Annotated in this window: 12 protein-coding genes; 4 read left to right on the top strand and 8 right to left on the bottom strand. The window is 63.8% G+C overall.

Going from position 1 to position 13408, the window contains the following annotated elements:
• Positions 1 to 14: 14 nt before the first annotated feature.
• On the top strand, positions 15 to 1382 hold the full coding sequence (locus tag ON44_RS42345; protein WP_040700672.1) for an alpha/beta fold hydrolase: 1368 nt from the start codon (positions 15 to 17) through the stop codon (positions 1380 to 1382).
• Positions 1383 to 1582: 200 nt separating this feature from the next.
• Positions 1583 to 1945 (top strand): MmcQ/YjbR family DNA-binding protein, encoded by a 363-nt coding sequence (locus ON44_RS42340; protein ID WP_051183279.1) that lies wholly within the window; start codon positions 1583 to 1585, stop codon positions 1943 to 1945.
• A gap of 189 nt (positions 1946 to 2134) precedes the next feature.
• Here the strand turns inward: ON44_RS42340 and ON44_RS42335 are convergent, their stop codons facing one another.
• Genes ON44_RS42335 through ON44_RS42300 form a run of 8 tightly spaced genes read right to left on the bottom strand, consistent with a single transcriptional unit; the run spans position 2135 to position 9623 of the window.
• Positions 2135 to 3274, bottom strand: coding sequence for an MSMEG_0565 family glycosyltransferase (locus tag ON44_RS42335; protein ID WP_051183278.1), 1140 nt, complete (start codon positions 3272 to 3274; stop codon positions 2135 to 2137).
• A complete protein-coding gene (locus ON44_RS42330) occupies positions 3274 to 4125 on the bottom strand; it encodes a carbon-nitrogen hydrolase family protein (protein ID WP_040700669.1) in 852 nt (283 codons plus the stop codon). Before ON44_RS42330 ends, ON44_RS42335 begins: the two co-directional genes overlap by 1 nt.
• A gap of 11 nt (positions 4126 to 4136) precedes the next feature.
• Positions 4137 to 5381 carry an MSMEG_0569 family flavin-dependent oxidoreductase gene (locus tag ON44_RS42325; protein ID WP_040700668.1) on the bottom strand — a complete coding sequence of 415 codons (1245 nt, stop codon included), beginning with the start codon at positions 5379 to 5381 and terminating at the stop codon, positions 4137 to 4139.
• Positions 5378 to 5695: an MSMEG_0570 family nitrogen starvation response protein gene (locus tag ON44_RS42320; RefSeq protein ID WP_040700665.1), complete on the bottom strand. Its 318-nt coding sequence runs from the start codon at positions 5693 to 5695 to the stop codon at positions 5378 to 5380. The genes ON44_RS42325 and ON44_RS42320 overlap by 4 nt, the downstream gene beginning before the upstream one ends.
• The gene (locus ON44_RS42315; protein WP_373283298.1) at positions 5688 to 6608 is read right to left on the bottom strand and encodes a carbon-nitrogen hydrolase family protein; all 921 of its coding nucleotides are present in this window, start codon (positions 6606 to 6608) and stop codon (positions 5688 to 5690) included. The genes ON44_RS42320 and ON44_RS42315 overlap by 8 nt, the downstream gene beginning before the upstream one ends.
• Positions 6605 to 8014 carry an MSMEG_0567/sll0787 family protein gene (locus ON44_RS42310; protein ID WP_083898511.1) on the bottom strand — a complete coding sequence of 470 codons (1410 nt, stop codon included), beginning with the start codon at positions 8012 to 8014 and terminating at the stop codon, positions 6605 to 6607. The genes ON44_RS42315 and ON44_RS42310 overlap by 4 nt, the downstream gene beginning before the upstream one ends.
• Before the next feature lies 1 nt (position 8015).
• Positions 8016 to 9074, bottom strand: coding sequence for an MSMEG_0568 family radical SAM protein (locus ON44_RS42305; RefSeq protein WP_040700661.1), 1059 nt, complete (start codon positions 9072 to 9074; stop codon positions 8016 to 8018).
• A 9-nt stretch (positions 9075 to 9083) separates the two neighbouring features.
• Entirely contained in the window at positions 9084 to 9623 is a 540-nt protein-coding gene (locus ON44_RS42300) for an MSMEG_0572/Sll0783 family nitrogen starvation response protein (RefSeq protein ID WP_373283297.1), read from the bottom strand.
• A 1071-nt stretch (positions 9624 to 10694) separates the two neighbouring features.
• Here ON44_RS42300 and ON44_RS42295 point away from each other — a divergent pair.
• Positions 10695 to 12641 carry a RiPP maturation radical SAM C-methyltransferase gene (locus tag ON44_RS42295; protein WP_040700659.1) on the top strand — a complete coding sequence of 649 codons (1947 nt, stop codon included), beginning with the start codon at positions 10695 to 10697 and terminating at the stop codon, positions 12639 to 12641.
• Positions 12641 to 13315 (top strand): GNAT family N-acetyltransferase, encoded by a 675-nt coding sequence (locus tag ON44_RS42290; protein ID WP_040700657.1) that lies wholly within the window; start codon positions 12641 to 12643, stop codon positions 13313 to 13315. Before ON44_RS42295 ends, ON44_RS42290 begins: the two co-directional genes overlap by 1 nt.
• Positions 13316 to 13408: the final 93 nt, after the last annotated feature.

Below are 13408 nucleotides of genomic sequence, written 5' to 3'. Positions count from 1 at the left end.
AAGGAGTAGGAACAATGCCGGAATTTGTTGGCGACAAGCCACTTTGGATCGTTACGTTCGACAAGGACGGCGATGTCGACTCGGTCGGTGCGGATGCACTTGTCGCGGGCGTCCGCGAGCGGGACGTCACCGACCTGATGGTGTTCTCGCACGGCTGGAACAACGACCGGAGTAAAGCGGTCGATCTGTATCAGCGATGGTTCGGAAAGTTCGACGCCTTGCCGCGCGCCACGACGCGCCGGATCGGCTACGCGGGCGTGGTCTGGCCTTCCGAACGCTGGACCGACGAACCGATCGAGGACTTCGCGCCTGCCGCAGCACCCACCGGAGCCGCCGCGACAAGCCGCCGGGAATCTGTTCCCGCTGGATCACCGGCACTCGATACCGACACCCTGCAGATATTGAAGGCGACCTTTCCGGACGGGGCGCAACAGCTCGAGCGGATTGCCGAACTGCTGGAAACCGAAGGGCCGGACCGCCGCACCATCGATGAGCTGTTTCGCCAGATGCGCGAGTTCAGCATCGCCACATTTCCTGGAAATGCCGACAGCGAAGGCCCGGACGACAACACCGACACCGGGATTCCACCGATGCTCAGCACAGAAAACGATGCGTCGGACGTGTTCGAGGACTTCGCGATGGAGCTGATGAGATCGGGCGTCGACCTCGATTCGACGGCGGGTGGTGCTGCCGGATTCGGTGACAGGTTTGTCAAAGTGCTACGCGGCGCCAAGGAGGCGCTACGGGCCCTGACGTACTGGCAGATGAAGAACCGCGCCGGTGTCGTCGGCGAGAATGGCCTGGGACCGCTGCTGGCACGGCTGAATCGGGAATTCCCGAGCCTGCGGGTGAACCTGATCGGCCACAGCTTCGGCGCCCGGGTCGTGTCGTATGCCCTTGCGGGACTCGGCGACGGGCCGACTCCGTCTCCGGTGAAGTCTGTGACGCTGCTGCAGGGCGCGTTCTCGAGCTTCGCATTCGCGGATCCACTGCCGTTCGATTCGAACGATTCGCAGCGCAGCGGCGGTCTGGCCGGACGATCCAGCCGAGTGGACGGGCCGATATCGGTCTGCTACTCCAACCACGACGGAGCTTTGGGCAACTTCTACCCGCTTGCGTCGAAGGTCGCGGGAGACAACAGCGCAGGCGCGCACGGTGACAATCCGTGGACCGCGATGGGCGCAGTCGGCGCGTTCGACGCAGCCGAGGCCGAGCTAGGCGGCGTAGGCGACGACTATCCGTTCGCCACCGGCAAGCTGATCAATATCGACGCGTCCAATACCGTAATGAAGGGGAAACCACCGTTCGGCGCACACAGCGACATCGTGCACGACAATCTCGCCTGGGTTGCCGTGAAAGCGAGCAAGCTCGATACAACGTAACCACGAGCGACAGCCTGCTCGGGTCATTCGCTCGACCACGGCCATCGTGCACCATCGATCAACCAGGATGGGATTCCCGTGGAGACGAAGTTCCGCAGTGGCCGACGAGTTCAGTCGTCACCTAAAGGAATTTGCTGACGGCCCAGATCCGTTGTTGCTCAACGTGCAACAGTGTCGGTGCCAGATGCCAGTATCGGGCTATGGTGACCGTCGAGAATGTGCGCGAACTAGCGCTTACCTTGCCTCGCTCCTACGAGACGCTCGTACGAGACCGCACCAAGTTCCGCGTCGGGCGGATCGTCTATATCGCCTTCTCCCGAGACGAAACCGTGATGGGCTTCGCCTTTCCCAAAGCCGAGCGTGCGACGCTCATCGCCGCCGAACCGAAGAAATTCCGGCTGCCACGACCATCGGATCAACGCTACAACTGGGTCGAATGCTGGATGGCCGCGATCGACGAGCACGAGATGCGCGAATTGATCGTCGACGCCTGGCGGATGGTCGTACCAAGATTCCTGCACGACCATCCCAGCACATCCGTGACCACCCGCCACCAGGACTGATCGAAGCAGAGGCCCCGCGGCATCGTTGTGATCGAGCGGATGGCGTCTCTGTCCAGTCAGCTTGGTGGTGTCCGCACCGTCGTTCCCCACGCCGTAGACCTCGTTGATCTCAACTCTGTTCAGCTGCTGGAGGTTTCGTGCCTGTCCGCGGCTGGCATCGATCGACAGATGTGATGAGCCGACATGACGTTACGGCGCCGACAGCAGCACGCTACTCTCGGCGTCCATGGCTCGCGCACCGTTCCGTGCCGAAGCGTAGAAGTCGAGATGCGCTGATGCCGCTGTGTCCCAGCTGAATTCGGCTGCCAGCGCTGTGCCGCGGTTGCGGCGGGCGGTATCGGGGACAATCGCCGAGGCCATCGCTCGGGCCATTGTTTCCGGGGTCGAAGCATACTCGATCGCGTCTGCGAAGACTTCGCGAAGTACCGGGAGATCGCGGGCGACCACGGGTGTTCCGGCGGCCAGGGCCTCCATGGCCGCCAGGCCGAATCCTTCCTTGGTGGACAGGAACGGCAGCACCGAGGCGGCGGCGACCAGCGCGGGTAGTTCGGTGTGCTCGACGGTGCCGAGTATGACGGGCTCGATACCGAGTTCGGTCGCTCGTGCATCGAATTCGGCTCGATATCGGCGATAGTCGAACAAGGTTTCGCCGCCCGCGATCACCAGCTGTTGCTCGGGTGCGTCTCGTGCGAATACCGCGAATGCCTCGAGGAGGTCGAGGCTTCCTTTGCGGGGTTCGATGCCGCCGACCGCGAGCACATACGGGCCGAGCCGCTCCCGCCAGGCGGCGCGCCGCGTGGACTGGATCGCTCCTGTTCCGGCGGCCGCGGCGAATCGTTCGTATTCGACACCGTTCGGGATGACCGTCGGTTCGAAACCCCATCCGGCCCTGACCTCTTCGGCGACCGCGGCCGATACGCAGATCCGGGCGTAGGGCTGCACGATGGCCCGTTCGTGGCAGGCCGCGAGCTCGGGGGTGGTGAACTGGTCGAGATGGTGGATGGTGCGGATGCAGTGCTCGACCGCATTGGCACTGATGCAGTCTTGCGCGTGCACGATGTCGTAGTCGCCGGGCCGGAATGCCTTCCGCAGCACCTTGATCGAGCGGATGATCCGCTGCCCCACCGTTTCCGAGTCCCTCGCCTCGAACGGAACCACCTCGAGGTGCACGCTCGTGTCGACCGGACGGAAGAACGCGCTGTCGCCACCGCGTCCCAGCGTCCACACGGTCACCACCGCGCCGGCCCTGGCCAGCGCCTCGGCGAGGTTCAGGGTGTGCACGACCCCGCCGCGTGGCTTGGTGGAGTAGGTGAGCAGCGCGATGCGCATCAGCGAGTTCCCTTCTCGCGCAACAGATTGTGGTAGGTGTCGACGCGTCTCTCGTCGAGGTGCCGCAGGGTCCGGCGAGCCCGCTCCACCTCCCGCTCGATATCGATGTCGGCCACTGCCAGCCCACCCTTGGACCAGGTCTTCGCCAAGATGTCGCCGCCGGGGCCGACGACCTTCGCCTGGCCGAGGAAGCGCAGCGAGCCGGTGACACCGGTTTGGTTGGACGAGGCGAGCACGACCTGGTTTTCGGCGGCGCGGGCCATGTCGTAGAGGTCGAACAGCCGCGCCTGGCGGTCGTTGGGCATCCGCGAGGCGCGGTCGGTGACGCTGGCCGGCCAGGCCGACAGCGCGCCGATGATCTGGGCACCGTCGAGAGCGAGGGTGCGGGCCGATTCGGGGAAGGTTTTGTCGTAGTCGATCAGCATGCCCAGCCGGCCGACCGGGGTGTCGAACGCGGTGAAGGTGTCCCCCGCCGCATAGGCGAGGTGCTCGCCCGCGGGCTGATGCACCTTGCGGTGGTGTCCGAGGACGCCATCGCCGGTGAGACAGCTGGCCGCGTTGTACCGCAGCTCGCCGTCCCTCTCGGCGTATCCGACGCACACCGTCATCGGGCCCGCCATCGAGCACAGCATGCGTAACTCCGGCCCGTCGGGATCGATCGGCTCGGGCAACGGCCCCACGGTCGGGTTGCGCAGATCGCCGATATAGCCACCGAGGGTGGCATCGGGCAGCACCAGCAGGTCGACCCCGTCTTGGACGAGCCGTTCGAAGATGCCGTCGAGTTTCTCCAGCGCGCGGCCGATATCGCGGCCGAAGTGCCCGGCCAGCGCGGCAATTCGTGTGGTTCCCATCGAGGCGATCCCTACGCCGCCGCCGATTCCTGGACGCGCAACGCGATTTCGTCGGCGAGGAACTCCGCGTCCCGGGCGACGGCCGCGAATCGGCCCGACCCCCAGGTGTGCAGCCACGGCAGGCCGAGGAAGAACAGGCCGGGCGCGGTGGTGACGCCGCGGTTGTGGCACGGATGGCCCTCGCCGTCGAACACCCCGACGCGCAGCCACCGGTAGTCGGTGCGGAATCCGACCGACCACACCACCGAGGTGATGCCGGTGTCGGCGAGATCCAGTGTGGTTACCTCGCTCTCAGGTCGCCACACCGGGACGTAGCGCGGTTCCTCTGGCGCGTTGATGTTTTCGCGCGCGATGTAGGCGTCGATGGAGTCCTTGATGCTCTCGGCGACCGCGTCGGCAGAGTCCAGTGACTTCTCCAGCGTGGGCGCGAACCGCAAGGCCACACCGTCGAAGTCGAGCATCCTGCCGTAGAGCGACATACCTTCCAGGGCGAACTGGCGCAGGTCGATATCGCGGCCACCGTCGCGACCGGTCACATAGTGGTTGGTGTTCTCGCGCTTGCCGAGCCCGCCCGGCTGCTCCTCGATCGGCAGATCGTAGTGCCCCATGTCCTGCAGCCAGGCCACGCAGTCACGGCCACGGTAGAACCGCGCCACGCGCGGGGCGTCTCCAGCGACCAAATGCACCTTGCGGCCCTCCAGATGCAAATCCTCGGCGATCTGCGCGCCGGACTGGCCGGTGCCGACCACCAGCACCTCCCCCTCGGGAAGGTCTGTGCTACTGCGGTATTCGCACGAATGCAGCTGCGTGATCGATGGCGGCAGCTTCTCCGCGTAGCGCGGCACGATCGGTTCCTGATAGCCGCCGGTCGCCACGACGACCTGGCTCGCGTGTACCGGGCCGTCGGTCGTGTCGATGTCGTATCCGCTGTCCACGGCCGACCGGACGGAGGTGACCGCCACCCCCTCCCGGACCGGCGCGTTGAACACATCGGCGTAGCCACGGACGAACGCGTACACCTCGTCACGTTTCATGAACCCGTCCGGGTCGGGGCCGTCGTAGTGGTATCCGGGTAGCACGCACTGCCAGTTCGGTGTCACCAGCGTGAAGTTGTCCCAGCGGCTGTCGAGCCATTCGTGGGCGATGGTGTCGCGTTCGAGCACGATGTGGTCGATGCCACGGCGGGTCAGATGCCAGCTGATGGACAAACCGGCCTGTCCCGCGCCGATGACCACGACCTCGTGTTCGGCGATCATCGTTGCCCTCCAACGGTATTCGAGTCGACCAGCGGCGGCGTCATCGAGATGACGCGAGTGACTTGCGATGGTTGGAACTGTGCGGCCGTTCGCTCGATGGCGGCCAGCTGATCGGCCGCGGAACTGCAGTAGTAGCCGAACTTCGCGCGCACCCGCTCGCCGGCCTCGTTCAGCGCCGCACGAGTGCGCGCGACGAACTCGGCGACGGGATAGGATTTTCCGGCCTCGAGATGGTCGTGCATCACCAGTGACGGCGAATAGCATGATTGGCTGGTCCCATTCGGCCACTCGATCACGAAGGTCATCTCAGGCATGAGCCGACTCCAGGTCTGTCGAGGCCGCCGGCTGTCCGACGACGCCGTATTCACGAATAACGCTGTGGTACAGGTCAGGACGGCGGTCACGCAGGTTGTACATGCCGCCGCCACGGGCCAGCCCGAGCACCTCGGCGACGTCGACCGTCGCGGTGGCCAGGCCCGGCTCGACGCCGGTGGTGGCGAGCACATCCCCGCCGGGCCCGACGATCTTGGCGCTGCACACGAACCGCAGCGATCCGAAGGTGCCCGCCTGGTTCGAGGCCACCCACACCACCTGGTTCTCCACCGCGCGGGCCTGGTCGAAGATGTCGAAGCGCCGCTTCCATCGATCGTCTTCCAGATTCGGCACGGTCTGCGTCCGAGCGGTCGGCCAGGCCGACAGTGAGGTGATGATCTCGGCGCCATCCAGCGCGAGCGCACGCGCGGCCTCCGGGAACGCCTTGTCGTAGCAGATCTGCATACCCATCCGGCCGACCGGCGTATCGAATGCCTTGTACTCGAAACCGGCGGAATAGCACAGGTTTTCACCGAGCGGTTGATGAACCTTGCGGTAGGAGCCGAGGATTCCGTCACCGGACAGGGTTACCGCCGCGTTGTAGCGGGTTTCTCCGTCGGCCTCGCAGAAGCCCAGGGTGATCACCAGATCGCCTGCCATGTCGACGACTCGGCGCAATTCGGGACCGTCCAGCGCGAGTGCGGGCGGCAGCGCGCGCAGTCTGCGCTGCTTGGCCTCCTCGGACTCGTCCCCTCCCCCCAGACTGGGCAGATAGCCGCCGAGGCAGGCTTCGGGCAGCACCAGCAAGCGGCTGCCGCGGGCGCGGGCCTGCTCGATGAGGCGGGCGATCGTGCGATAGCCCTCTTCCATATCGCGGCCGAACTCGGCGGCGGCGACGGAGATCGTGAGGTTCATGATTCTCCCAATCCGGTCACGGTGCTGTGCACCGCGCGTGTAGTGATGCCGTCCGGCCAGCGCAGCCGGACACCGGGAGTCGAGACGAGTCGCCCGCAGACCGCCGAGGTAGCCGGTCCCGGCGGGGCGATCGGCGCACCGGGGCGATCCGCGGTGATCATCGCGAAACCCGGGAAACAGGTGAGCCATTCGGCGAATGCGACGGTGCCGGGTCGCGGGATACGCGCAACATCCAGCTCGGCTCCGAGGCCGCTGGCCTCGGCGAGCATGCCGCAAGTGCCTGCCAGCCCGGCCATGCTGACATCCTTGGCGGCCGCCGGGGTGGACCGCGCCACGAATCCGGCCAGTGCCCGCAGTTCCGCACCGCTGCGTCGCGACGTGGAATCCCATTGCTGGCCGTGGTATCCGGGCCGCCAGCCGCCCGAGAGATCGGCGGTCAGCCGCAACTCATCACCGAGCCTGCCGCTACCGCCGCGCACCGGGGCGGCGGCGCGACCGAGCGCCGTGACCGACAACGACGGCGGCACCGACACCTGTGTATGCCCGCCGAGTACCGGCACATCCCAGGCCTCGGCGGCGCGGGCGAGCCCGCGGATCACCCGGGTCAGTAGTGAGTGGGTCGGCGCCCCGACCGCGTCGAGCAGGCCGATCGGGGTGGCACCCATGGCCGACAGATCGTTGATATTGACCAGGACCGAACACCAACCCGCCCATTCCGGATCACGTTCCACCATCGACGGGAGGATGGCGTCACATGCCGCGATGAGGTCGCTGCCCGGCACCGGGACACCGTCATCCCCGCGAAACCCCTTGCCGCCGAGACCGAGCGGCGATCCGCGCAGCGGCGCCAGCGTCTGCGCGAGCAACGCCTTGGTGGCGCCCACCAACCGCTGCACCCGATCGATCGGCCACCGCATCCAGCTGTGCTCGACACCGCCGATCACCTTGTCGCCGAGCCTGACCCAGCCCAGGCGGGCAAACATGGGTTCATAGCGGGTCTGCACGGTGGCCTCGAATCGCAGCACATTGTGGCTTTCGGCGTAAGCACACGCCGCCACCACCAGGGCCGGGCCGACCCCGGCGGCGCGGCGCCGCCGATCCACCACCAGCCTGCTGCCGGTCCACCACCCCAGATCTTCGGCGGTCGCGGGAGCCAGGCGCACGCCGCCGAGGACGACGCCGTCGGGATCCAGCGCGACCAGCACCTGGGTGCGTGCATCGTCATCGCTGTCATCGGCGTCGCTGCCGGCGAACAAACCCTGATCCACCACGAATTCGGCGCGCCGCAGTACCCGGTAGGCGGCCAGCTGCCGCCGGTCGGCCGGTTGGATAAGGAAATCCGTTGCGCCGGAGTTGTTTACCGACGCACCGGCAAGCAAGCACAGGTCGGTGGCTGAGCTATCCACCTCAACCACCCGCGTTCTGCAGCACGCTGCACGCTCCGCACGCGGCGCATCCGGCGCGCTGATCTGCGCCCAGCATCCCGGCCCGCTGCAGTTCTTTGGCCACCCGGTCGGTGACGTCGGCCAGCAGTTGCGGAGTCGGCGCGCTCGCCCCATCCACGTCGACGGCGAGCGTGCCCGCCAGCGGACGGAACGGCACCACGAACGGATAGACACCGATATCGATGAGTTCGGCTGCGCCGGAGACCAATTCGTCGGGGTTCTCGCCGAGCCCGACCAGCAGGTAGGTCGAGACCTGATTGCGGCCGAACACCCGCACCGCCTCTGCCCAAGCTGCCCGATATTCGCTCAGCGGCACCGTCGCTTTCCCCGGCATCCACCGCTTGCGCACCTTGTCATCGAGCGATTCGACGTGGATGCCAATGGAATCCGCGCCCGCCTCGCGCAACTCGGTGAGTACGTGCAGATCTCCGGGCGGCTCGCACTGCACTTGAATCGGTAGTTCCGGCACGGCCGCCTTGACCGCCCGCACGCAGCGGGCCAGATGCCGGGCGCCCCGGTCTTTGGCCGCCGAGGTTCCGGTGGTCATCACCATCTGCTCGACACCGTCGAGGCGGACCGCCGCCGCCGCGACCTCGGCGAGCTGGTCGGGCCGTTTCACCGCGATGGTGCTGCCGGCGGCCAGCGAGGCCTCGATGGCGCAGAACCGGCAGCGCTGGTCCTCGCCGTAGCGGATGCAGGTCTGCACCACCGTGGTAGCCAGTACGTTCGCCCCGTGTAGTTTGGCGATCTTCTCGTAGGACACTCCGTCGGCGGTGGCCAGGTCGTAGAACCCGGGCCGGCGCACCGGCTCGATCTCGATGCCCATATCGGTGCCGGACCGCAGCAGCCGGTTTCCCGCCACCACGAAGGGGCTGTCGGAGCGGATCGGAACGGCGGCGCCGATGCCGTCGATGAGTACATGGCCGTCGTCGCTGGGACCCGCACCGGAGCGGCGCCCCACCGGCACCTCGGCGCGCACGCCGAGCAATGCCAGATCGACTCGAGTGGACAGACCTGTCATCGGGTCACCTCAGAGCTGATAGGTGGAGTTGATGATGGCGCCCTTGCGCGCGTAGTGGATCAACGCGTCCTGGACATCGAGCGGGTGTGCCGGGATGACACCCTCGATGAGGTCCTCCTCGCGGGCACCGTGCAGGGCGAGCCCGAATCGGCACGCGAACACCTTGCCGCCCTCCTTGATGAAGGTCGCCAGCGCCTCGTTGATGTTCTGCTCACCCGGGAAGCCGCTGTCGCCGGTGGTCGGAAAGCCGCGCGTGGCAACGGCATTGATAGCGCCGGGACCGTAGAAGTAGATCGCCGAATCGAAGCCCTTGCGCAACGCCCTGGTGGCCTGCAGGATCGCCACGAAACTCACCGACGACTCGTGCGCGATACCGTGCACCAGGGTGAAGTAGGTTTCGCCCGCCTCGGCCTGATAGTCGGGGAAGATCTTCGTGGCACCATAGATATTCGTGCCCTTCGGCAGCGCGGGGTGCGGGATCTCGGCGAGGGACTTCTGAATGTTCTCCTCGATGGCCTTGTCGATCTCGGCGATGGTGGGTGCGGACACGGTTCCTCCTGCGATGTGCTGACGGCGCCCCAGGCTTCGGTCTCGGGCCGACTCCCGGTTCGGGCGAAGCGCTGCTAAAGCGATATCCGATCCCCTACTTCTGCGATTCGCAGCGATCGGATACGAGAATTTCACGCGTGAACCATTGCCGAATGGTTTCTTCCAGAACAATTTGGCGTTAGCCGAACCTCACCGCACTCGCGACCGATCGTCATCGAAATACGTTTGCCTGCAACATATTTCGAACTCGAGCACGTGAGAAGGTATGGGCACTCGGCGAACGACTTAACACCGCGAAACATATGTCCGCGTTTCACCAGGCATCAATTAACCACCAGAACACGGCTCCGTTCTGCGCCGTCACGACACAGGAACTCCCTGGTAACAATGAACTCCGAGGCATTGCCGATGCCGGTCTCCGCCGCGCCCGGTCAACTGATCCGCAGCAACCACACCTCGTCGCAGTGGACGACCGCAACATCAGGACGCTTCCTCCTGGCGACCGCACGAAGCGTCGAGCACGGCAGACAGCGCCCCGCAGGGGTGTCCCACCCGCTGTGTTCATTGCCTCGACCAGGGCGAGAAAGGCCATGCCTGCCTCGATGGCGGTGCGCGCCGCGTCAGTGTGGCAGTGACGAACCGGGATGATGAACCAAAACTGGTCTGCCCCTTTGATCGGCTGGCAATCTTTTGCCTGAGGTGCCGGCCCGAAGGCGAGATCTTTCCGCGCTCGGCGGAAGCCGGTTTGTCCTCGTCATGAGCATTTAGAATCGAGAAGATCACGGCCGGTGGGTCGTGCGTCTATTTCTCAGCTTGGATGGAGCTTTCAATGACGGAATCGCTTGCCGACCTTTCTCCACGCGCAGTGGCCAATTGTGATGTGGCCGGCGACCCACGGCTGGCCGAATTGTCGATAAACGCGCACCTGCAAAAGCCGCGATCTGTCGCGGCGTGCGATATCGCTGCGGTACCGGCCAGCTTGGAGTCTGCGATGGTTTCCAGGTTGCGTAATGTGCCTGGCAAACCGGTTGTTCTGTAGTAAACACGCGACGCGCTCGGAACAACCTGGAAATGACAGTTAGACTTCTGAGCCTGCCGTGGCTCGAGCCGCGGCAGGCCCCGCTGGGCCTCGCGATTGTTCAGCGTCACATCAGTGATATACCGGTCAACAGCAAAACGTACCATCCGAACATCGATTTCCACCTCTGGATCACTGAGCGGTATGGTCCCGCCGCGGCGGAGTTTGCATATAGCCATGACGAGGTCGGGGAAATTATCTGCGGGCTGCTGTGGCGAGCGTTGTCGAGTACCGATTTCAGTCGCGCTCGGACCCGTGGCGATATACTGAGGACGATCGCCGGCCTGGATCTCAGCCCAGCGGACGATAGCATGCCGGTTATCGAGGATGCGCTGGAAGCGTCCAATTTTCCGAGGGAATTCTTCTGGGCTCTCGCGAATGAATTTCGTACATTCACTGCCGACTACTTCCGTCGGTATTTCATCGAACAGTGTGAGGTTGTCGGATTCACGCTGACGATCGCCCAGACCGCGGCATCGTTGGCGTGGGCGAAAATCATCAAAGTCCTCGCACCTGATGTCATTGTCGTTATGGGTGGAAGTCAATGTGAAGACCCTATGGGACTAGCGCTTTTCGATGCTGTCCCCGATATAGACATCATGGTTCGAGGGGAGGCCGATGCGAGCCTGACTCCCCTGTTTACGGCATTACATGAATCTAATATCCACCACCCGATCGATCTCAGTGGTATCCCCAATCTCGCATGGAGAGATCGAATGGGCACTGCTCATTCTACCCGCCAGATGGCGACCTCGATGAGTGACGCGAAATTCCCCGACTATGGCGATTTTCGTGCCGCTTACAAAATTTTCAGCTCGATCACGGGAATCCCGGCCAACTTCTACGTCGAGGGGTCGCGCGGGTGCTGGTGGGGCGAACGGCGCCAGTGCACGTTCTGCGGCATACACTCCAATGCCATTGCCTTCCGCCAGAAATCTGCTGGTGAAGTCCTGAAGGAAGTGGAACGCATACTTCGAGAGCAGCGAACCAGTCGTGTTGTTTTTGCGGACAGTATAATGTCGAATGAACACATGAGTGATCTTCTGCCTGCACTGGAGCAGCTTACGGACCGATACAATGTAGAATTCTTGACCGATGTGAAGAATAATCTACGCAAAGAAAATATTTATGCGCTCGCTCGCGCAGGCTTTGCAATGCTCCAGATCGGCATCGAAAGCTTTTCATCGAATCTGCTCAAACGCATGGAAAAGGGCAACTCTGCTCTGCAGCATATTCGTGCTATAAAGTGGTGCGCCGAGGCCGGTATCTTTCCCTATTACCATATACTGACGCATGTGATCGGTGAATCGGTTGAAGATTACGAGATATCACTGAAGTATGCCACAGCAATCAGTCATCTTCCTCCGCCAAGTGGAGTGTTCCCGATCGAGCTGAACCGATACGCACCCTACTTCGAGCAATGGAAGTCTCTCGGATTCGACAGGCCGAAACCCGCCCTGTTCTACGCGGCAATGTTCGGCGATTCAGCCCCTAACCTGGAAGAGTTCGCGTACAGATTCAGGGGCCAGCACCCCTCTACGCTGACAGAAGAGTTGGAAGCAGCGCGTACCGAATTATCGGATTACGTAAAGCGTGAGTGGCCTTCTCGATATGATGAAAATTCGTTCCTATATCGCGTAGGGCTCGACCATGTTGAAATTTTACGACGTGGACGGGACCCGTTGAACTTACTACTCGAAGGTCCGCAAGCGGATCTCTTCCTGGCTCTAGACGGAATCCGCGCCAAATCAGGTCTCCTCCGAGATTTTTCCGGGAAACTGAACGATGAGGAGCTTTCTCGTCTCCTGGGTGAGTGGGAAGACTCCGGTGTAGCACTATCGGAAGGTGGCCGATACCTCGCCCTGCCGGTGCGTGAGCTACGCCTGCGTCCGCCGCACGTGATGACTTCAATGCCTACGCTCTCGGCCACGAGGGCATAGTGGCGTCGCCTTTGCCGATATCTGCCACGGCTTACTACAGTGACCGTGCGCTGGCGGAACTGCTGAGAAAAAGCGCCGGAAAGATCCTGGACGTACCATACGATCTCGGCAAACGGATCGTCCGTATGTGCCCCACTGCAGAAGTTGGCCGCAAACGCCTGGTGTTCGCGGGCGCAACCAATCCTTTACCGCTGACCGGCGTAGCCCTGCCTGGGCTCCGTATCTTGGAACTCGACATCAACCGATTGGCCGACCTCACACAGCTACTGGCTGTAGCCCTCCCGCCCGAGCATCCGGATCATCAGGGAAACGCCCTCCGGGCGACATCGCACCTGACAGAGCTGTTATCGGGAGAAATCGTTGGCCCGCTGCACGATGCGAGCTCAATTGTGATTGATCGCAACGGCGATGTTGTCGCTGCATTCGTGGCAAATCTACGCGATTCGGTTCCAGAGCTGTCGGGGATCTGGCTGGCCTATCTTCTGCGGCACCCACGGCTGCGCGGCAGTGGTGTAGGCACCTGGTGCATGAACGAAGGGTTGAAATCGCTTCGCACTCGAGGCTTCCCTGCGATCAGGTTTGCGGTCAGCGCCGACAATCCGGGGCCGGCATCATTATTCCTCAGTCTCGGCTTCGAGCCATCGAGTCGTCGATGGACGGTGCGAATCCCGTGACCCGGGTGGTAGCCGCCCCCCGGCCGAGGCGCCACGGCCTCGTCCGGCGGTATGTCGTGTTGGCGTGTCGATTCATACGGCCCTTACGATCTC

The sequence above is a fragment of the Nocardia vinacea NBRC 16497 genome (assembly GCF_000308835.1).
Classification (GTDB): domain Bacteria; phylum Actinomycetota; class Actinomycetes; order Mycobacteriales; family Mycobacteriaceae; genus Nocardia; species Nocardia vinacea.
Note: the sequence above shows the minus strand (reverse complement) of the source record. Positions and strands in the feature narration are given on the sequence as shown.